The organism is Roseovarius litoreus (assembly GCF_900142765.1).
Taxonomy (GTDB): Bacteria; Pseudomonadota; Alphaproteobacteria; order Rhodobacterales; family Rhodobacteraceae; genus Roseovarius; species Roseovarius litoreus.
The window spans coordinates 479,075-497,564 of the sequence record NZ_FRCB01000001.1; the positions used below are offsets into that span (position 1 = coordinate 479,075).

At 64.9% G+C, this 18,490-nt stretch carries 21 protein-coding genes; 11 read left to right on the plus strand and 10 right to left on the minus strand.

What is annotated here, in order from left to right; genetic code table 11:
* Positions 1-86: 86 nt before the first annotated feature.
* Entirely contained in the window at positions 87-446 is a 360-nt protein-coding gene (locus F3H35_RS02345) for a DUF983 domain-containing protein (RefSeq protein WP_223228288.1), read from the minus strand.
* A gap of 212 nt (positions 447-658) precedes the next feature.
* Here F3H35_RS02345 and F3H35_RS02350 point away from each other — a divergent pair, with 212 nt between their 5' ends.
* The 6 genes from F3H35_RS02350 to F3H35_RS02375 are packed head-to-tail and all read left to right on the plus strand — an operon-like array spanning position 659 to position 5,141.
* Positions 659-1,480: a GAF domain-containing protein gene (locus tag F3H35_RS02350; RefSeq protein ID WP_149778037.1), complete on the plus strand. Its 822-nt coding sequence runs from the start codon at positions 659-661 to the stop codon at positions 1,478-1,480.
* A gap of 13 nt (positions 1,481-1,493) precedes the next feature.
* Positions 1,494-1,805 (plus strand): hypothetical protein, encoded by a 312-nt coding sequence (locus F3H35_RS02355; RefSeq protein WP_149778038.1) that lies wholly within the window; start codon positions 1,494-1,496, stop codon positions 1,803-1,805.
* A 57-nt stretch (positions 1,806-1,862) separates the two neighbouring features.
* Entirely contained in the window at positions 1,863-2,789 is a 927-nt protein-coding gene (locus tag F3H35_RS02360) for a branched-chain amino acid ABC transporter permease (RefSeq protein WP_149778039.1), read from the plus strand.
* Positions 2,786-3,733, plus strand: coding sequence for a branched-chain amino acid ABC transporter permease (locus F3H35_RS02365; protein ID WP_149778040.1), 948 nt, complete (start codon positions 2,786-2,788; stop codon positions 3,731-3,733). Before F3H35_RS02360 ends, F3H35_RS02365 begins: the two co-directional genes overlap by 4 nt.
* Positions 3,730-4,446 (plus strand): ABC transporter ATP-binding protein, encoded by a 717-nt coding sequence (locus F3H35_RS02370; protein ID WP_149778041.1) that lies wholly within the window; start codon positions 3,730-3,732, stop codon positions 4,444-4,446. Before F3H35_RS02365 ends, F3H35_RS02370 begins: the two co-directional genes overlap by 4 nt.
* Positions 4,446-5,141 (plus strand): ABC transporter ATP-binding protein, encoded by a 696-nt coding sequence (locus tag F3H35_RS02375; RefSeq protein WP_149778379.1) that lies wholly within the window; start codon positions 4,446-4,448, stop codon positions 5,139-5,141. The genes F3H35_RS02370 and F3H35_RS02375 overlap by 1 nt, the downstream gene beginning before the upstream one ends.
* 124 nt (positions 5,142-5,265) lie before the next feature.
* Here the strand turns inward: F3H35_RS02375 and F3H35_RS02380 are convergent, their stop codons facing one another.
* The 4 genes from F3H35_RS02380 to F3H35_RS02395 are packed head-to-tail and all read right to left on the minus strand — an operon-like array spanning position 5,266 to position 9,408.
* A complete protein-coding gene (locus tag F3H35_RS02380; RefSeq protein ID WP_149778042.1) occupies positions 5,266-7,392 on the minus strand; it encodes a molybdopterin-binding protein in 2,127 nt (708 codons plus the stop codon).
* Positions 7,389-7,880, minus strand: coding sequence for a molybdopterin-guanine dinucleotide biosynthesis protein B (gene mobB / locus F3H35_RS02385; protein ID WP_149778043.1), 492 nt, complete (start codon positions 7,878-7,880; stop codon positions 7,389-7,391). Before mobB ends, F3H35_RS02380 begins: the two co-directional genes overlap by 4 nt.
* The gene (mobA, locus tag F3H35_RS02390; protein WP_149778044.1) at positions 7,877-8,521 is read right to left on the minus strand and encodes a molybdenum cofactor guanylyltransferase MobA; all 645 of its coding nucleotides are present in this window, start codon (positions 8,519-8,521) and stop codon (positions 7,877-7,879) included. The genes mobB and mobA overlap by 4 nt, the downstream gene beginning before the upstream one ends.
* Complete coding sequence (locus F3H35_RS02395) at positions 8,518-9,408, minus strand: formate dehydrogenase accessory sulfurtransferase FdhD (RefSeq protein WP_149778045.1); 891 nt, start codon at positions 9,406-9,408, stop codon at positions 8,518-8,520. Before F3H35_RS02395 ends, mobA begins: the two co-directional genes overlap by 4 nt.
* Positions 9,409-9,464: 56 nt before the next feature.
* Between F3H35_RS02395 and F3H35_RS02400 the strand changes: the two genes are divergently transcribed.
* Positions 9,465-10,190: an AzlC family ABC transporter permease gene (locus F3H35_RS02400; RefSeq protein ID WP_149778046.1), complete on the plus strand. Its 726-nt coding sequence runs from the start codon at positions 9,465-9,467 to the stop codon at positions 10,188-10,190.
* Positions 10,187-10,513, plus strand: coding sequence for an AzlD domain-containing protein (locus tag F3H35_RS02405; RefSeq protein WP_149778047.1), 327 nt, complete (start codon positions 10,187-10,189; stop codon positions 10,511-10,513). Before F3H35_RS02400 ends, F3H35_RS02405 begins: the two co-directional genes overlap by 4 nt.
* Positions 10,514-10,521: 8 nt before the next feature.
* On the opposite strand, the gene F3H35_RS02410 is transcribed toward F3H35_RS02405, so the two are convergent.
* The 4 genes from F3H35_RS02410 to F3H35_RS02425 form a co-directional block, all read right to left on the minus strand.
* Positions 10,522-11,145, minus strand: a complete 624-nt coding sequence (locus F3H35_RS02410; protein WP_149778048.1) for a hypothetical protein — start codon at positions 11,143-11,145, stop codon at positions 10,522-10,524.
* Between the two features lie 35 nt (positions 11,146-11,180).
* Positions 11,181-11,315 carry an aa3-type cytochrome c oxidase subunit IV gene (locus F3H35_RS02415; protein WP_149778049.1) on the minus strand — a complete coding sequence of 45 codons (135 nt, stop codon included), beginning with the start codon at positions 11,313-11,315 and terminating at the stop codon, positions 11,181-11,183.
* A gap of 157 nt (positions 11,316-11,472) precedes the next feature.
* The gene (locus tag F3H35_RS02420) at positions 11,473-12,516 is read right to left on the minus strand and encodes an MBL fold metallo-hydrolase (protein WP_149778380.1); all 1,044 of its coding nucleotides are present in this window, start codon (positions 12,514-12,516) and stop codon (positions 11,473-11,475) included.
* Positions 12,516-14,246 (minus strand): acyl-CoA dehydrogenase, encoded by a 1,731-nt coding sequence (locus tag F3H35_RS02425; RefSeq protein ID WP_149778050.1) that lies wholly within the window; start codon positions 14,244-14,246, stop codon positions 12,516-12,518. Before F3H35_RS02425 ends, F3H35_RS02420 begins: the two co-directional genes overlap by 1 nt.
* Before the next feature lie 130 nt (positions 14,247-14,376).
* Between F3H35_RS02425 and F3H35_RS02430 the strand changes: the two genes are divergently transcribed.
* The 3 genes from F3H35_RS02430 to F3H35_RS02440 all read left to right on the plus strand — a co-directional run bounded on the left by F3H35_RS02430 (position 14,377) and on the right by F3H35_RS02440 (position 17,758).
* Entirely contained in the window at positions 14,377-15,339 is a 963-nt protein-coding gene (locus tag F3H35_RS02430; protein WP_149778051.1) for an L-threonylcarbamoyladenylate synthase, read from the plus strand.
* A 470-nt stretch (positions 15,340-15,809) separates the two neighbouring features.
* Entirely contained in the window at positions 15,810-16,220 is a 411-nt protein-coding gene (locus F3H35_RS02435) for a TadE/TadG family type IV pilus assembly protein (protein WP_149778052.1), read from the plus strand.
* Complete coding sequence (locus tag F3H35_RS02440) at positions 16,220-17,758, plus strand: hypothetical protein (protein WP_149778053.1); 1,539 nt, start codon at positions 16,220-16,222, stop codon at positions 17,756-17,758. The genes F3H35_RS02435 and F3H35_RS02440 overlap by 1 nt, the downstream gene beginning before the upstream one ends.
* A 73-nt stretch (positions 17,759-17,831) precedes the next feature.
* Here F3H35_RS02440 and F3H35_RS02445 read toward each other — a convergent pair whose 3' ends face one another.
* Positions 17,832-18,359, minus strand: a complete 528-nt coding sequence (locus tag F3H35_RS02445; RefSeq protein ID WP_149778054.1) for an invasion associated locus B family protein — start codon at positions 18,357-18,359, stop codon at positions 17,832-17,834.
* Positions 18,360-18,490: the final 131 nt, after the last annotated feature.

The window sequence follows — 18,490 nt, forward strand, 5'->3', positions numbered from 1 at the left end:
GAAAAACCTGACTCGCGGATGTTCGCGACCTGCGGTGCCCGGTTCACTCGGGGCACGCGTTTCGCCTTTGGCTGATGCCCGGATGCCTAGAAGCCGTGCAGTCTCTTGGCCCATTGAAAGCCGATGAACACGCCTTTGACACGTGGCAGCAGGACGAGGGCCAGAGCCGTGGACAACACCACCATGAAGAGCGCGACCCAGAGGGGCCGGGGCGTGAAGAGCGAATAGATCAGGCCGAACATGGGAAAGACGATGGCGACCACCACCAGCAGGGTGAAATAGGCGGGGCCGTCATCGGTGCGCGCATGGCTGAGGTCCTGTCCGCAATGGGCGCACTGGTCTTTGACCGTGAGGTAGCCGGAGAGGACTTTGCCCTGCCCACAGGATGGGCATTTCAGCATGGCCCCTCTGAAGATCGCTTGTCGTGTGTCGCGTTGGTCGTCCATATGCCTGGCACTTTCCGGTTTGTCGCTGCCTGACGGCAACAGGCGCATGTCATCGCACGAGGCTCGCCGAACAGCAACAGGGTCCGAAGAGGTGCCATAGGGCGCGCGGACGCGCCTGACCGCCCCCTCCCGCCAGCCCGAAAAACCGGCCCCTGCCCTACAAATCCTGACATGTCTGCCGTTTGAGTTTTCGAACAAGCGGGACGGGACGCATGAAAGACACAGAGTTTCAGCCAGCAAGGATGCCGGCGAATGAAGAGCGGCGGTTGGCTGCGGTGAAGCGCAGCGGGCTGATGGGGAGCAAGGCGTTGTCGAGGTTCGACATCTACACCAAGCTCTTTCGGCATATCGCGGGGGTGCCTGTCTCGTATACCGGCCTGTTGGATGAGGCGCGGCAGTATTTTCTGTCGGAGAATTTCACCGGCTGCCTGACCGGCGCGACCGAGGTGGCGCGGGAAAACACGATCTGTCAGCACGCGTTGCTGGATACCAAGCCCGTCATCGTGAGCGACATGCGCCAGCACCCCACGTTCGAGGCGCATCCGCTGATCACGGGCGATCCGCATTGGGTGTTCTGGGCGGGCTTTCCGCTGGTTACGGCGGAGGGCTACGTTTTGGGCACGATCTGTGCGGTGGATTTCGAGCCGAGAGAGTTGAGCGAGGATCAGGTGGAACTGTTGAGCGGGGTTGCGGCGGAGATGGTGCTGAGCATTCAGATGCAGACCGACCGGCAGGAACAGACGGCACGCGATTGCGAGCGCATTCTGCGGGAATTTCAGAACGCCGGTCTTAACGAGACGGGCACAGCACGGGCGTTTCTGAACCTGTGCATGGGTCAGCCGGTGGCGAGGGAGGAGCAAATATCGCTGCTCGCGCTTGGTCTGGCGCTGGAGACCGAGACCGGTCTGGAGCTGAGCGAAGAGGGCACGACGCTGAAGACCGGAAACGGGCTTGGGCCGGCGGACTACAAGCGGGCGGTGTCGCCGCTGAAGAACACCGAGTTGCTGGACGCGATGTTCGCGCTTCTGGATTGAGAGGGATCGCGAGATGTATAGTCGCGTTTATACGCTGCGCTTCAAGTCCCTCGAACAGGCCAAGATCGGGGTGTCAATTCTGTCCGAGGAAATCGGCGGCGCGATCGCGGAGGCCAATATCTCGAGCCTGAGCATCCTGATCGACAAGGGCGCCACGGTCACGCTGATCGTGCGGTTCGACCAGCAGGACGAGCTGGACGCTTTCGTGAAAGGCAAGATCGACGTGCTGCAACGGCTCAAGACCGCGTTCGAGCTGACGGAATATAGCGAAAGCACGGCGGTGGCGGTCTATCTGTTCGACCGCGAGGCCGGGTCGCTGAGCTGATCGAGAGATCATGAGGGCTTGCCCTGACGCCCCGTCCGGGGCAAGCCTGTGCGGGATATGGAGATCGGACCATATATCCTGCTGGCCTCGCTCGAGGGGGCAGTGACGGCGGCGGTGCTGGCGCTGACGGCGGTGGGCCTGTCGCTGGTGTTCGGGGTGATGCGGGTCGTCAATATCGCGCATGGAGAGTTCTTCATGCTGGGAGCGGTGATCGCATGGTATGTGGCCCATTGGATGGGCGGGCATCCCGCACTGGGCTTTGTCGCGGCACTGGTGGTGGCGCCGCTGCTGGTGGGCGCGATCGCGGTGGCGGCCGATATGACGATCCTCAAGCGGCTGGACTATGACCCCGAGCGCACGATCGTGGCGACCATCGGGCTTCTTTACATCATCCAGCAGCTGACGCTGATGAGCTATGGCCCCGAGGCCCGCCCGGTGGAGGCGCCGTTCAACCAGCGCATCGCCCTGCCCTGGATCGAGAGGGGCGAGAGCGGCTGGCAATTCTATTATCCGTGGGGGTTGTCGACGACCAGCTACAAGCTGGCGGTGATCGGTGCTGCGGGCGCGGTGCTGTGCGGGGTGTGGGCGCTGATGACACGCACCCGCATCGGGCTGGTGATGCGCGCCACGCAGGCTGACCGGGAGATGGCGCTGGCCTTCGGCATCCCGGTGGAAAAGGTCTATGCGCTGGTCTTCGGGCTTGGCGCCGGGCTGGCGGCGCTGGCGGCGGTGCTGATCGTGCCCATTCAGCAGGCGCATTACCTGATGGGGGCCGATCCGCTTCTGTTGTCGTTCATCGTGGTCATCATCGGAGGGCTTGGCAGCCTTCCCGGCACGGTGCTTGCGGCGGTGCTGATCGGGCTGAGCGACGGGATCATCTCGGTCTTCTTCTCGCCGACACTGGCCAAGATCCTTGCGACGCTGCTGGTCGGGCTGGTGCTGGTGTTCCGGCCCCAGGGGCTTTTCGGGACGCGGGCGGCATGAGCATCGAGACGCGGCGGGTTCTGGCCCTGCATGGCGGGCTTGTGGCGCTGCTGATCGGGCTGCATTTCGTGCTGCCGGCCTATCACCACGGCAATCTGGCGCGGATCATGGTGCTGGCGAGCTATGCGATCGGCTACAACATCCTGTTCGGCTATACCGGCCTTTTGAGCCTTGGTCATGCGCTGTTCTTTGCCGCGGGCATGTATGGCATGGCCCTGACCATCCAGCATGCGGGCTTCACCCCGGCGCCGGGGCTGTTAAGCGGGATTGTGGCGGGCGCGCTGATCTCGGGGGCGCTGGCGCTGCTGGCGCTGAGGACGACAGGCGTGGCCTTCATGATCGTGACGCTGATGTTCGCGCAGGCGGGATATCTGACGATCCTCTATTTCGGAGAGTACACGCGGGGTGACGAGGGCTTCGTGATCCAGACGGCACAGCGCGTGCTGTGGGGCATCGACCTGAGCGATCCGGCAAACCGCTATTTCGCGGCGCTGAGCCTGTTTGCGATCTGCCTTGGCCTGAGCCTGTGGCTGGTGCGCGCGCCCTTTGGCCGGGTGCTGGTGGCGATCCGCGAAAACGAGGAGCGGGTCAGGATGCTGGGCTATGACATCTATGCCCACAAGCTGGGGGCGATGGTCATCTCGGGCACGATGGCCGCCGCGTCTGGGGCGGTTTACGGGCTGCTCTTCGGTTATGCCGGGGCCAGTTTCGCCAGCGTGCAATATTCGATCTTCCCGCTTCTGTGGGTGCTTCTGGGGGGCGCGGGCACGGTGCTTGGCCCGTTCATCGGCACATTGTTCATGTTCTACCTCATCGATCTGAGTTCGGGGATCACCAGCGCCTATATGCTGATCGCGGGGGTCACGCTGGTGGCGCTGACGCTTTTTGCGCCACAGGGGCTGGCCGGAGAGGTCCGGCGCCGGATCTGGAAAGGTCTGCCATGAGCGGCGCGTTGCTGTCGACGCGCGGCCTGTCGAAGCGGTTCGACGGGTTGCAGGCGGTGACGGAGGTGGATTTCGATCTGGCGCGGGGCGAGGTGCGGGCCTTGATCGGCCCGAACGGGGCCGGCAAGACGACGCTGGTGGGCATGATCTGCGGACGCGTGGCCCCATCGGCGGGGACGATCCTGTTCGACGGCGAGGACATCACCGGCCTGCCCGCGCATCGCCGCATCCGGCGTGGCATGGCCTATACGTTCCAGATCACCTCGGTCTTCGCGGGGCTGAGTGTGCACGAGAATGTCGCTCTGGCGGCAAGGCGGCGTCTGACGGGGGCTGTGCGCGTGGACGCAGCGGTGTCCGAGGCGCTGGCGCGGGTGGGCCTGAGTGATCGCAGCGAAGAGGAGGCGGGCAACCTGAGCTATGGTCATCAACGGCTGCTGGAGATTGCCATGGGACTGGTGCAGGCGCCCCGGCTGCTGATCCTCGACGAGCCGACGCAGGGCCTGTCGGATGGCGAGATCGAAGGCTTCAAGGCGCTGATCCGCGAGGTGAGGGAGCAGGCGGCGATCCTGCTGATCGAGCATAACATGCATGTGGTGATGGAGCTGGCCGACCGGGTCACGGTGCTGAATTTCGGCACGGTGCTGGCCGAGGGGACACCTGCACAGATCCATGAGAACCGCGCCGTGCAGGCGGCCTATCTGGGGACGGGATGATGCTGCGGCTGGAAGCGATCAGCGCGGGCTATGGCAAGGCGCAGGTGCTGCGGGACTTTTCGCTGGACGTGGCGCAAGGCGAGATCGTCTGCCTGCTGGGGCGCAACGGGGCGGGCAAGACCACGGTGATGAAGGCGGCGATGGGACTTTTGCCGCTGATGGGGGGGCGCGTGCTGCTGGATGGCGCGGAGATCAGCCGGCGTCCCGCCCATGAGGTGCCGCGCGCCGGGCTGGGATATATCCCGCAGGGTCGGCGCCTGTTCACCGGGCTGAGCGTGGCACAGAACCTCGAGATCGGGTTGCGGGCGCGACGATCGGGGCGCGACACGCTGGAGGAAGTGCTTGAGTTGTTCCCCCGCCTGCGCGAGCGGATGGACCAGCCGGCGCAGACCCTGTCGGGCGGCGAACAGCAAATGCTGGCCACGGCGCGCGCGCTGTGCCTGAGGCCCAAGGCGCTGCTGCTGGACGAGCCGACCGAAGGCCTGCAGCCGTCGATGATCGACGCGATCCGGCAGGTGATCGTGACGCTGCGCGAGGCGGGCGTGGCGATCCTTCTGGTGGAGCAGAGGGTGGATGCGGTGCTGTCGGTGGCGGACCGGGTGGCCTTTCTTGAAAACGGGCGCGGCGGCGCGGTGATGGAGGCCAGCCAATTGCGCGCGGATCGCAGCATCGTGGACCGCTATATCGGCGTCTGAGCCCTGCGGCGGGCGGTGCAGGGGGCCCTGCCCCCGACGCTGAAATCCCTCAAGGGGGATTTCAACGCCTCCCCCGGGATATTTCAGGCCAGAAGAAACGACAGGGCGCTGCGGGGGATTGCGGTCAGAGGAAGCTGCCGAAGGGCAGGAAGCGCACCGGGGTTCCCGGGGTGATATGGGCAGCGCCATCGGGCAGTTCGACCAGACCTTCGGCCCAGCTGAGGCCGCTGATCCGGCCCGAGCCTTCGGATTTGAACACCTCGGCGCGGCCATCGCGCATCCGCGCACGCAGATATTCGCGGCGGCCCGGTTTCTTGGATTTCTCGAAGCCGGCGGGCAGATCGAAGCCCTGCGGCGTCTGCCAGTCCGCACCGGCAAGACGCGCCATGGCGGGGCGCGCGAAGATCAGCGTGCAGACAAGCGCCGCCACAGGATTGCCGGGCAGGCCGAAGACCGGCGTGCCGGACCACAGGCCAAGCGCCAGCGGGCGGCCCGGTTTCACGGCGATGCGCCATTCGGTCATGGCGCCCGCCTCGTTCAGCAGGGCCGAGACATGGTCTTCGTCGCCCGAGGAGGCGCCGCCGGAGGTGAGGATCACATCGGCCCCCGATGCGCCGCGATCGAGGGCGGCGCGAAGGGCGGCGCGATTGTCGGGGACGCGGCCCAGATCGAGCACCTCGAAGCCAAATTGCTGCATCAGGCCAAGGAGCATCGGGCGGTTGGCATCGAAGATCTGCCCGAGCCCAGCAGGATCGCCCGGCTCGACCAGTTCGTCGCCGGTGGAAATGATCGCAACGCGCAGGCGCTCATGCACCGGCAGGGTGGCGTGGCCGGTGGCGGAGGCCAACGCCAGATCGGCCGGGGTCAGCCGGCGACCCGCGGAGAGGATGGGGGTGCCGGCGGTCACGTCTTCGCCCGCGCGGCGGGTATTGGCGCCGGGCTTGAGGCCGGGGCGGAAGGCGATATGGGTGTCGGTGGCGGTCACATCCTCTTGCAGGATGACGGTATCGACACCTTCGGGCAGCGCGGCACCGGTCAGCACGCGGATCGCATGACCGGGCGGCACGGTGCCGTCAAAGGGCAGGCCGGCGGCGGCGCGGCCCTGGACAAGGGGCAGCACCTGATCGCCGGTGGTGAGCGAGGCATGGGCGAAGCCGTAGCCGTCGACGGCGGTATTGGGCTGGGGCGGGTTGGCGCGCAAAGCGGTGACATCCCGCGAGAGGATGCGGCCAAGCGCCCCGGAGAGGGGCAGTTCGGTCTGTGCGACGACCGGATGCAGGCGGGTGCGCAAGAGCGCCAATGCGTCGTCCACCGGGGTCCAGTCCACACCGGCGGGCAGCGCGAAGCAATCGTCGCGCAGCGGCGGCGGCGCCAGCGGGGTGGCGGCGCCCGTTTCGGCGGCGGCCGCCTGTTCGAGTTTGTCCTCATGGCCAAGGCCCATGATCCAGCCCTCCTCGGGTGCGTCCACCTGCAACATGGCGCGCAGCGCAGGCGCAGGCAAGCGCGAGAGCGCCCGCGCCAGCAGACGGACCTGATGCGCGTCGCGGATGCCGCCCTCAGCCTCGGCGCGTCTGACGGCGCCAGCGATCAGGCTGGGCCAGATTTCGACGAAGGCCACCGGCGCATCCAGGGACTCGAACGGCCAGATTGCGATATGTCCTGCAAAGCGGCGCCGCAACCGGGTGAGCACCGGCAGGCCCATCAGAACCTGGGAGCCAACAGCGCCTGCACCGGCCAGTTGCCAGCAGGTGAAGCTGCCGGGGGCGGCGCGTTCCACGGCGCGGCGGTCGGGAAACGGGTTGGCGTAGCCCGACTTGGTGCGCGGCAGGCCCGCAATGTCATGGCGGGGGCGCGCATTGCCCCAGAAGGGGCCACGGCCCTGCCCCAGGGCGCGATTGATGGCGCCTGCGACCTCGAACCGGTTGTTGGCGCGGGGCGTGTCGGTGATCTGCGCCTCGAGCCAGTCCCAGACGGCAAGGGGATCGGCCCGGCCGGTGAGCGCCTGCGCAAAGCCCGACGGATAGGCGAAGGGGAAATCGAAGCCGATCAGGAGCCTGCGGCCCGCCGAGCGTTCGGTGTCAATCAGGTTGGCGAGGGCGGTTTCCGCCGCGGTGCGGTTGCGCAGATAGGCGGGCGGCTGGTCCTGCCCCAGCCGGGTGAGCCCCAGCCAGATCGCATCGCGGCGCGGGCGCGGGCCGGTGTCGTTGCCGCCCGACCAGTCGACGATCGCGACCGTATCGAATGAGGTCACAGACCGACCTCGGACAGGATGAAATCGGCGATGGCCACGGTGTCGTCGAGATCGAATACCGGGCGGTCCAGATCGAGAGCCGTGTCGCTGGCCACGGCGCGCACGGTGGGATCGTCGGGCGCGATCAGGGGATTTCCCGTGACGGCGCGATGCGCTTCCACCTTGGGATGAGTGTCGCGCTTGTAGCCTTCGACGAGGATCAGATCGACCGGCGACAGCCTGGCCAGCAGATCGGCAAGGGACGGCTCGGGCGTGTCGCGCAATTCATGCATCAGGGCGACGCGATTGCGCGAGGCCAGAAGCACCTCGGTCGCTCCTGCAATGCGGTGACGGTGGCTGTCCTTGCCGGGGTGGTCCACATCGAAGCTGTGATGGGCGTGCTTGACCGTCGAGACGGAAATGCCGCGGCCCGTGATTTCGGTCACGAGGCGTTCCATGAGCCCCGTCTTGCCGGCGTTCTTCCAGCCGACGACGCCGTATATCCTCATGACGCGGACTCCAGCATGGCCCGCGCCTTTTGCAGGTCTTCGGGCGTGTTGACGTTGAAGAAGGGATCGCCCGGCCCCTCGAAGAGCGCCTCGCGGCCCGAATGTTTCTCGGTCCAGAGAACGACCTTGCGCAGACCATCCGAGAGGGCGCGGCGCAGATCGTCCCGCAGGGCGACGGGCCAGAGGCCGAAGGTGGGATGACGGATCAGCCCGGAGCGGCTCATGGATTTGGTGCGCTCATTGTCGGGGCGCGGTGTGGCGGCCAGCACCAGCGGATGCGTCATGTCCCGCCCCTCGTGGCATAGACGGGCGACCAGGTCGGAGGGGAAGAACGGCGTGTCGGCGGCGACGGTCACGATGGTCTCGGCGCCCATGGACGCGGCCCAGTCGAGCCCTGCGAGAACGCCCGCGAGAGGGCCGGGGAAATCGGCGATGCTGTCGGGCAGAACGGGCAGGCCAAGCGACGCGAAACGGGCGGGATCGCCATTGGCATTGAGCGCCAGCCCCGCCACCTGTGGTGAGAGCCGACGGGTCACATGGCCGAGGATCGTCGTGTCGCCCAAGGGCAGCAGGCCCTTGTCGCCTCCGCCCATGCGGGTGGCCTGACCGCCGGCAAGGATCACGCCGAGCGGCAGGCTCATTCCATGCCCCCCTTGCGGCGGTGCTTGCGGTCTTCGTCGGGCACGGCGTCGGGATCGGCGTCACGCAAAAGGCGCTCTTCCCCGGCCAGGCAGACAAAGCGCCGCCCACGCATACGGCCGATGAGAGTGAGGCCCACCTGACGCGCGATTTCCACGCCCCAGGCGGTGAAGCCCGACCGCGAGGCCAGCACGGGAATGCCCATCAGAGCGGTCTTGATGACCATTTCCGAGGTCAGTCGCCCGGTGGTGTACAGCGTCTTGTCGCCCGGCCCGACCCCTTCGGAGAACATCCAGCCGGCGATCTTGTCGACGGCATTGTGGCGGCCCACATCCTCCATGTAGACAAGCGGGCGGTCGCCTTGGCAGAGCACGGTGCCGTGGATCGCCCCCGCCTCGAGATAGAGAGACGGCGTGCGGTTGATGATCGAGGCCAGCGCATAGAGATCCGAGGTCCGCACCTGTATGTCGGGCAGGGTGACCTTTTCGAGCCCCTCCATCATGTCGCCGAACACGGTGCCCACGGCACAGCCCGAGGTGCGGGTCTTTTTCTTGAGCTTCTCTTCGAAGGTGGTCTGCCCGTCGGTGCGCACCACGACCGTATCGAGATCCTCGTCATACTCCACGCGGTGCACGGTTTCATCTGCCCGCAGCATCCCCTGATTACGCAGGAACCCGAGCGCCAGGTATTCGGGATAATCCCCGATCGTCATGGCGGTGACGATTTCCTGACCGTTGAGAAAGATCGTCAGGGGGCGTTCCTCGACCACGGAAATGGTGGTGGGCTTGCCGTCGTGATCCACGCCATCGACAGCACGTGTCAGGCGCGGCGCGCCCGGAACCGGCGCGATCAGATAGCCCGAGATATTGTCCTGTGTCGCCAATTGCATCTCCCTGAGCTTCGGTCTAGGCCGGAGCCATGCGTTGGGCAATCTAAGGCGGGAACGTGACGACGGAAACCACCAAATCGATCTTTTGGCAGGGTGTGCGGGACGGCGCGCCCTTCATCCTTGTGATCATTCCGTTCTCGACCCTGTTCGGCGTGGTGGCGACCGAGGCCGGGCTGAGCGTGTTCGAGACGCTGACATTCTCGGTTCTGGTGATCGCGGGCGCGGCGCAGTTCACGGCGGTGGAATTGCTGCGCAACGATGTGCCGACGGTGATCGTGCTTATTTCCGCCTTGGCGGTGAATTTGCGGATGGCGATGTATTCGGCCTCGCTGACGCCGTATCTGGGGGGTGCGCGCCTGTGGCAACGGGCGTTGGCGGCGTATTTCACGGTCGATCAGACTTATGCCTGTTCGATCGTAAAATTCGAGCAGAGCCCGGATTGGACGGTGGGACAGCGCCTGACCTATTTCTTTGCGGTGGCCGTGCCGATCTGCCCGCTGTGGTACGCGTTCACGGTGGTGGGCGCGGTGATCGGCAGCGCCATCCCTGAAGGGCTGGCGCTGGATTTCGCGATACCGATCACCTTTCTGGCGATCATCGCGCCGATGCTGCGGACCCGCGCGCATGTGGCCGCGGCGCTGGTATCGGTCGTGGCCGCGCTGGTGCTGGCGTTCCTGCCCTATAACCTCGGGCTGCTGGCGGCGGGTATCCTTGCCATGATGGCCGGGGCCGAGGTGGAGCGGCGGGCCGAGCAGAGGGCTGAACGGAGGGCCGAGAAATGATCGATCCCGTAGCACTCTGGACCGTCATCATTCTGCTGGGACTGGGCAGTTTCGGGCTGCGCTTCGTGTTCACCGGGCTGGTGGGGGACAGGCCCTTGCCGGCATGGGTGCTTCGGCATCTGCGCTATACGGCGGTGGCGGTGCTGCCGGGGCTGGTGGCGCCGCTGGTGGTGTGGCCCGAGGCCACGGGAGGACAGCTTGACGCGCCGCGCCTTGCGGCGGCGCTCGTCACGCTGGCGGCAGGACTTTGGACGCGCAACGTTGTGCTGTCGATCTGTCTGGGGGCGGCCGCGCTTTATGGTGGGCTGTATCTGTTGGGATAACGCCGCGATCAGCCGCCTGTTGCGGCCTGTGCGACGCGGTTTGGATCCCAGTCGTCCAGCACCTTGCTGTTGTCATCGCTGTCATATTCGCGCAGCCGGCGTTCGGTCACACCCGGAAGGGTGGCGAAATCCTCGGCCAGTCGGACCGGAGACCATGTGGGGCGCACGACACCGGGATAAACTTGCGACAGGATCGTGGATGTGGAGCGCGCACATTGCGCCGACGGCACCGCACCATAGGATTGCGCGAGACGGAACACGCGTTCGGCGGTTTCGGCCGGCACATCGAGGTTCTGCACCAGCACATGATATGTTTCACGCGCATGATAGCGCGTGTAGACATCTTCGACGGGGGGCGTGATGCCATAGACCACGTCGTTTCGTTCCGGCAGGGTTTCGTGTTTGAACGAACCCGCCGGATCGAAGATCACCCGCTGCGACCCGTTGATCATCAAGGACGTATGCGCCCCGGCGCCGGTGCGGTTGTTGATCATCGTATATAGCGTGAGGCGCGGCGGGCCGTCATGGCGATAGGCCGCCTTGGCCACGGCGTCATCAGGCGCCCAGACCTCTTGGCCCACGCATCCGGCCAGCATCACGCAGGCGCATATCGCAACGATCCAACCGCGCATCACCGACACTCCCGCCTGCGACGAGACGACAAGCCTCAGCCGTTGACCATCGCGATGAACAGCAGGAGCACGATGCAGCCGACCGCAGTCCATGTGACCCATTTGATGAAACCCTCGAAGGTTTTTTCCTGCACTTCGATGTTCATCTCGCCATGCTTGTGTTCAGCCATGTTTCCGTGTCCTTCGTCTTGGGCATCGCCCGAAAAATCCGACATCTGGATACTGCATTTCCAAAGGGCTGTCACCCGCCAAGCTGCCGCAGTTTCCAACGATTTTTCAAGCCGTGATCCAGCGCATGACAAGGGCGGTTCACCACGGGCGAACCTGTCAGGACTTCGCCTGCCAGAGCCATGCGCCGTCGGCGCGGCGGGTGCGGGTCACCTCGCCCGCATGGAGCAGATGGTTGAGATGGGCCACCGCCTCGACCAGAGCAAGGCCATAGGTGCCTTCATCGATCCGGCGTTTGAACAAGGGCGCGAAACACTCGGCGGCGGTGCGGGGCGTTGAGAGATGGGCGCGCAGGCGATCGAGCGCGCCGTGGTGATTCTCGATCAACTGACGCATCCGCACAGGCAGGCCGGTGAACGGCAGCTTGTGACCGGCGAGCACCAGATGATCCTCATGGGCCAGCGCCGCCAGCCGCCCGCAGGCTTCCAGCCAGTCGGCCACGGGATCGGCATCCGGCTCGGTGGGATAGACGCCGATATTGGGGCTGATGGAGGCGATGATCTGATCCCCGGAGATGACCAGATTGTCATCGCGGCTCCAGAGGGTCAGATGCTCGGGCGCGTGACCATTGCCGATATGCACATCCCAGACGCGCCCACCCGCCTGCAGGCTGTCACCCTGCGCCAGACGCGTGTAGCCCACCGGGATCGGGTGACAGGTATCGGCGAAATTATAGGGGCGCGCGGCTTTGCGGGCCTCATAGATCGCCGCGTCCATGCCTGCGGCGCGCCAATGGGCCAGCGCCTGCGGCGTCGGACGCTCTTCGACATCGAGGATCAGCATCCGCGCCATGAGCCATGCGGTGCGGGTCGTGACCAGTTCGGCGCCGAAGCGGTCCATGAGCCAGCCCGCCATGCCGATATGATCGGGGTGGTGATGGGTGAGGATCACCCGCGAGACGGGCCTGCCCTGCAAGGGACCGGCAAGCACCTGTTCCCAAAGGGCGACAGAGCGGCGCGAGTGGATGCCGGTATCCACGATGGTCCAGCTGTCGCCGTCATCGAGGGCATAGATATTGACGTGATCCAGAGCCATCGGCAGCGGCAACCGGATCCACAGCACGCCCGGCGCCACCTGGATCGCGGCGCCATGCTCGGGCGCCTCGGGCCAGGGATAGCGCAAGGTGCCGCCTGCCCCGTCCATCACGCGGCCAGATCGTCGGGCGAGAGCGCATAAAGATCATCGGCCCCGGCGGTGGCATGGGCCAGAAGCCCGGCATGTTCCGGCAAAAGGCGGGTGAGGTAGAACCGGGCGAGCCGCGTGCGCGGGCCATTGTCCTGCCCCGCGGCGGTTTCGGCCATGGCGGCGGCAAGGTGGTAATGCCCGCCAAGCACACGCGCGAAGGCCCGCAGGAAAGGCACGGCCCCGGCGAATCGCTGGGTCAGGTCGGACTGCGCAATCATCCAGTCCAGCCCCTCGCGCAGCGTTTCGGACGCCTGCCACAAAGGCTCGGCCAGATCCGGCAGAGTGGCACGGGCGGCTTCGGCCTGCGCCTCGATCTCGTCGATGAGCGCATGGGCCGCCTCGCCGCCATCCATCAGCTTGCGCGCGGCGAGATCCATCGCCTGAATGCCGTTGGTGCCTTCGTAGATGGCGGTCACGCGCACGTCGCGCAGATATTGCGCGGCGCCGGTCTCTTCGACAAAGCCCATGCCGCCATGCACCTGCACCCCCAGATTGGCCACCTCGATGCCGGTATCCGTGCCGAAAGCCTTGGCGATGGGCGTAAGAAAGGCCGCGCGCGCCGACCAGTCGGGGGCGCCGGTTGCGGTTTCCATGTCGATGGCCACGGCGCAGGCCAGGGCGATGGCGCGGGCGGCGAAGATATCGGCCTTCATGGTGGTCAGCATCCGTCGCACATCGGCATGATCGACGATCGCGCCGGTGCCGCCCTCGACGGGCGTGCGGCCCTGTTTGCGGTCGGTGGCATAGGCCAGGGCGTGTTGCAAGGCGGCCTCGGCCACGCCGATCCCCTGCCCGCCCACGCCAAGCCGGGCATTGTTCATCATCGTGAACATGGCGCGCATCCCGTCATGCTCGCGCCCCACCAGCCAGCCGGTCGCGCCGTCATATTGCATGGTGCAGGTGGGGCTGCCATGCAGGCCCATCTTGTGCTCGACCCCGACCACCTTGAGATCATTGGCACGGCCCGGTTTGCCGTGCTCGTCGGGGATGAGCTTGGGCACCAGAAACAGGCTGATGCCCTTGGTGCCCGGCGGTCCGTCGGGCAGGCGCGCCAGAACCAGATGCACGACATTGTCGGTGAAATCGTTGTCGCCCCAGCTGATGTAGATCTTCTGGCCGGTGATCGCATATGTCCCATCGCCGCGCGGCTCGGCGCTGGTGGTCAGGGCACCGACATCGGAACCTGCCTGCGGTTCGGTCAGGTTCATCGTACCGTTCCATTCACCGCTGACCAGCTTGGGCAGGTAGGTCTGTTTCAGAGCGTCCGAGGCATGATGCTCGAGCGCGTCGATCTGCCCCTGCGTCATCAGGGGAATGATCTGAAGCGCAAGGCAGGCGGAACTCATCATTTCGTTCACGGCGGTGGCCAGCGCCATCGGCAGGCCCATGCCGCCATGATCGGGGTGGGCGGAAATCGACACCCAGCCCCCGTCGGCAATCGCCCTGTAGCCCTGATCGAAGCCCGGAGAGGTGCGCAGCACGCCGTTTTCCAGCCGGGCGGGGTGCTGATCGCCGCTGCGGTTGAGCGGAGAGAGCACCTCCTGAGACATGCGGCCCGCTTCGGTCAGGATCGCGGCGGTCACATCGGGGGTGGCGTCGGCGAAGCGGTCGGTGGCGGTCACCTGATCCAGTCCCACGACGTGATCCAATATGAACTGATATTCAGCGACCGGGGCATGGTATGGCATCTGAACGCTCCTGATCTTGGTACAGGGTGCGGCTTGGCATCGCCACAGCACCCGTATATGCATGATTGTCGCCGCCAAGACTAGCCCACCTACCGCCACCAGCAACCGGAACGCAGCGTCAGAGTCCCGCATGATCCTTTCCACCGAACGCCTCCTGCCGGATGCGCAGGGCTATGCCCGCGCCGCCGAAATCCTGCATGAGGGCGGGCGCGTCGCCTTTCCGACGGAGACGGTCTATGGGCTGGGAGGGGATGCGCGCAACGATATGGCCGTTGCCGGAATTTTCGAGGCCAAGGGGCGGCCACGCTTCAATCCGTTGATCGTCCATGTCGAGAGCGCACAAGCGGCGCAGGCCTATGTCACATGGTCCGATCTGGCAGAGCGGCTGGCGCGGGCGTTCTGGCCCGGGCCTTTGACGATGGTGCTGCCGCTCAAGCCCGACACCGGGTTGTCGCCGCTGGTCACCGCCGAGTTGCCCACGCTGGCGATCCGGGTGCCGGCGCATCCGGTGGCGCAGGCCTTGCTGCGGACCTTCGGGGGACCGGTCGCGGCGCCATCGGCGAACCCGTCGGGGCGGATCAGCCCGACCCTTGCGGCGCATGTGATCGCCGGGCTGGACGGGCGGATCGAAGCGGTGCTCGATGGCGGCGCCTGTGATGTGGGTGTGGAATCCACGATCCTCGGGCTGGCCGATGGTCCGGTTCTGCTGCGCCCCGGAGGCATCTCCGCCGAAGAGATCGAAGCGGTGATCGGCGAGCCGGTGGGGCATCACGCAGACGGCAGCGCGATTTCCGCGCCCGGTCAGCTTGCCTCGCATTACGCGCCGGGGGCGTCTGTGCGTCTGAACGCGGAAACACGGCAGGACGGAGAGCTGTTGCTGGGCTTCGGGCCGGTGGCGTGTGATCTGAACCTGTCACCGACGGGCGATCTGCGCGAAGCGGCGGCGAACCTCTTTGGCCATCTGCACGCGCTCGATGCGCAAGGCGCGGACGCGATCGCGGTATCGCCCATTCCCGACGCCGGGCTGGGGCGGGCGATCAACGACCGTTTGCGCCGCGCCGCAGCCCCCCGTCCCGGCACGGATCGGCCGTGACCCCCGGATTGCGCCGACGGATTGGAAGGATCCGCGCGACAAATTGCGAATCGTGGACGGGAGCCGGATGTTCTGCTTGCGCAAATGATATCGCTTGCGGTTGCGGGCAAAAAAACGCCACAGCCACGAGATGAAATATCTCGGGAAAACATCAGGATTTGTATGTTTTGGCCTTCTTTTCGCCAAAGTTACGGCCTGAATTCGCACTCTTTGCCGATCACCTTGAGCGCTTGGCAAGTCAGGTGACTTTCCGGTAGGCCAGTTCGGGCGTCTTCGATTGCCCAGTGCGTTTGCTGGGATGATTATCCCCGTCACGTAACGAGCACTGACCCCGCTTTTCGTATTTTGTTAAAGCAAGGCCAAGCACGGCCGCAGCGCTTTTGGCGTGCGATCGTGTTGAATTCCGGAATGGCCCGACCCTTGCCCGCCGCGTTTTTGGAGCGCGGCGATTATTGGGAAGGACGACGACAATGAATTTTCTTCCGCGACTTGCAAGATGCATGCGCGTCTACAGGAAAAAGAGCGACGGCACCGTTTCGGTCGAATTTGTCCTGTGGATGCCGCTTTTTCTGGTGATTCTCGCGCTGGCGATCGATGTCAGCCTGCTGTTCATGAGCCAGTCGAACTATTGGAGCGTCTCGCGCGATACCGCCCGGCTGGTCGCGCGTCATGCGATGGATGGCACCACCGCCAAGAGTTACGCCGAGATACGGGCAGGCAGCTTTTTCGGCCAGCCTAAGGCAACAGTCGAATACGGGCCTTCGACGGTGACGGTCACCCTTTCGGCGCCGGCACAGTCGATCATGATCTTCGATGGAATGGGCTTTGCCCGGGATTTGAACATCAACGCCCGGATCACGCAGGCCCTGGAGCCGATCTGATGGGCAGCCGAGCGATCAACACATCCCGCACAAGCCGCCGCATCCTGCACCAGGAGGACGGTGCCGGATCGGTTTTCGGCATCTTCGCCGTGGTGATGATATTGCTATTGGGGGGCGTGGCGCTGGATGCCACGAACCTCTGGCGTTACCAGCAGATGCTCAAGCAGACGGCCGATGTCGCGGCGCATGCGGGGACCGTGCAACTGGCCAGCGGCGGGGATGCGACAAATGCCTATAACGCCGCCTTCGCCCTGGTCGAGGCGAACATGCCGCAAAGCTGGTACGGCAACCTGTTCGCGAACCCGCAGGCTGATATCGAGGTTGTGCATTATGATCCCGACACCGATCTGTTGGGAGGCTCGGGCCCGCTGAACGCCGTCGCCGTGACGCTGCGCCGGGATGGAGACTCGGGCAACCCGGTGCCGACCTACCTGCTGCGCATCGCTGATATCATGAATATGGGCGACAGCACCGATCTGTCCCAATGGAACGTCAAGACGCGCGGGGTCGCGGCCTTTGTCGGCACCAAGAAATGCGTCAGTACCGACGGGCTTTACGCGCAGGGTGAGTTGAACCTGACCTCGAGCAGCGATTTCGGCCCCGGCTATTGCCTGCACAGTCAGGACAAGGTCTGGATGCCGCAAAAGAATGCTTTCGCCAAGGGCACAGGCATCAGCATGCCCAATCTGGATAATTGCGGTGGAAAATGCGATGACGCCGCCAATCCCGGAGCGACAAGCGCATCCTTCGAGCGCAACCTGATCATGCCGAACCTGTCGGATCACATCGCCTCGGTCGAGCAGGCGTTTCTGGGGACCGGCGACACCGCGATCAGAGATAGCTTTTTCCGGGACAAGCCCCTTGGCGACCTGTCGCCGCTGGCCGCCATCGGTGTGAACACCGGCAGCATCACGCAAAAGGGCCAGAGGATCAATCTGAGCCAGTCGGACTTCGAATCCCTGACCAAGATTCCAAGCGGTCTGATGTATAACGTCTCCTGCTCGGGCGGGGCCAAGTCGATCCAGTTCGGCTCGCCAAAGGGGAACACGAAAAAATCCGGTTTTGGCGGCGGCACGATCGACGTCAGCGACGTGGCGGTGGTGACCAATTGCGCCTTGGATTTCGGATCGAATGCGAAAGTGGCGGCCTCGATGATCCTCACGACGCTGGAAAGCTCGAACGCATCGATAACCGCCAGTTCGGGAGCCATGGTCGGCACCGCCACGGGGGTGTGCGATGCCTCTGCGCAGAGCGTTATTCTGGGCAAGTCCGACATGAATGTACCAGCCGATTTCGCCGGATCGAATGTCGGTTTCGTGATCGATGGGGATATTCACCTGTCTGCGAGCAGTTCATCTTCGACGATCAATCACAGCGGGCTCAGCCTGCATGCCTCGGGTCAGATCAAGGTGGCCGCCAACCACACCTTCGATCCCTGCAGCAACCCGCCAAGCGGGTTGATCCCGGCGCTGAAGGTGATCCGGCATGTGGTGCCGACCGGGAATTTCTTTGTGACTGCAAGCACTTCGGTGAATTGACGGCACAAAGGCAGCAACGGAAACCATTCAGGGCCCCGAGGGGCCCTGAGTCATGTTCGGCAGCGGTGCAAGATCACTTGCAGCGGCGTTCGGCCTCTTCGACGGCGGCGGTGTAGCCCAGAAGAGAGAACGTATCCTTGGTCTGGGTGCCACGGGACGAGCGGGCCGTGAAAACCGCATCGGTGCCGCGCTTCATCGCCGCGATGATCTTGGCGTCATCCGATGTGCTTGCAGGCCAGGCCCATTCGCCATCGGTGAACAGCTCGAACTCGGTGCCGCCGATATTGACGTTCACCGTGGAGCCGCCAGCGAAAGGATAACCACCGGTAAAGGCCACCTGCCCCTGCACATCCGCATCGGGGCGATAGAATGTCATCAGCAGGATATCCCCGCGACGCACGGCAACGACCCGGCCATCCTTTGTGTTGACCGTTTCGGTGGGCGACGACACGGCCCAGCATTCACGCGGATCATTGTCCTCGAACACGCTCCATGCGGTTTCTGCCGCAACCTGATTGGTGCTTTCATTCTGGGCGAAACCGGCTGTCGCCATCAGGGCGAAGGCCAGTCCAGCCAATCCGCCTGCTATTCGTGATACCATATGTCCAGCCTCCAAGCTGTCCTTAGCCTCAATCTTCGGGCCGCAACCCTCTGGAAGGGGAGTTGTATCTTGCGCGGCCTTTTCATACTCGACATAGCAAGTTTAGCCTGAAACAGGCGAGACATGAAAGA

Excerpts from the sequence above, each read along its gene's own strand:
- F3H35_RS02395 (WP_149778045.1), bottom strand. The coding sequence starts at position 9,408 with ATGCAATTGGCGACACAGGACAATATCTCGGGCTATCTGATCGCGCCG.
- mobA (WP_149778044.1), bottom strand. The coding sequence starts at position 8,521 with ATGAGCCTGCCGCTCGGCGTGATCCTTGCCGGCGGTCAGGCCACCCGC.
- F3H35_RS02430 (WP_149778051.1), top strand. The coding sequence starts at position 14,377 with ATGATCCTTTCCACCGAACGCCTCCTGCCGGATGCGCAGGGCTATGCC.
- F3H35_RS02370 (WP_149778041.1), top strand. The coding sequence starts at position 3,730 with ATGAGCGGCGCGTTGCTGTCGACGCGCGGCCTGTCGAAGCGGTTCGAC.
- F3H35_RS02415 (WP_149778049.1), bottom strand. The coding sequence starts at position 11,315 with ATGGCTGAACACAAGCATGGCGAGATGAACATCGAAGTGCAGGAAAAA.
- mobB (WP_149778043.1), bottom strand. The coding sequence starts at position 7,880 with ATGAGGATATACGGCGTCGTCGGCTGGAAGAACGCCGGCAAGACGGGG.
- F3H35_RS02440 (WP_149778053.1), top strand. The coding sequence starts at position 16,220 with ATGGGCAGCCGAGCGATCAACACATCCCGCACAAGCCGCCGCATCCTG.
- F3H35_RS02405 (WP_149778047.1), top strand. The coding sequence starts at position 10,187 with ATGATCGATCCCGTAGCACTCTGGACCGTCATCATTCTGCTGGGACTG.
- F3H35_RS02420 (WP_149778380.1), bottom strand. The coding sequence starts at position 12,516 with ATGGACGGGGCAGGCGGCACCTTGCGCTATCCCTGGCCCGAGGCGCCC.
- F3H35_RS02445 (WP_149778054.1), bottom strand. The coding sequence starts at position 18,359 with ATGGTATCACGAATAGCAGGCGGATTGGCTGGACTGGCCTTCGCCCTG.
- F3H35_RS02355 (WP_149778038.1), top strand. The coding sequence starts at position 1,494 with ATGTATAGTCGCGTTTATACGCTGCGCTTCAAGTCCCTCGAACAGGCC.
- F3H35_RS02435 (WP_149778052.1), top strand. The coding sequence starts at position 15,810 with ATGAATTTTCTTCCGCGACTTGCAAGATGCATGCGCGTCTACAGGAAA.
- F3H35_RS02410 (WP_149778048.1), bottom strand. The coding sequence starts at position 11,145 with ATGCGCGGTTGGATCGTTGCGATATGCGCCTGCGTGATGCTGGCCGGA.
- F3H35_RS02365 (WP_149778040.1), top strand. The coding sequence starts at position 2,786 with ATGAGCATCGAGACGCGGCGGGTTCTGGCCCTGCATGGCGGGCTTGTG.
- F3H35_RS02350 (WP_149778037.1), top strand. The coding sequence starts at position 659 with ATGAAAGACACAGAGTTTCAGCCAGCAAGGATGCCGGCGAATGAAGAG.
- F3H35_RS02425 (WP_149778050.1), bottom strand. The coding sequence starts at position 14,246 with ATGCCATACCATGCCCCGGTCGCTGAATATCAGTTCATATTGGATCAC.
- F3H35_RS02375 (WP_149778379.1), top strand. The coding sequence starts at position 4,446 with ATGCTGCGGCTGGAAGCGATCAGCGCGGGCTATGGCAAGGCGCAGGTG.
- F3H35_RS02345 (WP_223228288.1), bottom strand. The coding sequence starts at position 446 with ATGGACGACCAACGCGACACACGACAAGCGATCTTCAGAGGGGCCATG.
- F3H35_RS02360 (WP_149778039.1), top strand. The coding sequence starts at position 1,863 with ATGGAGATCGGACCATATATCCTGCTGGCCTCGCTCGAGGGGGCAGTG.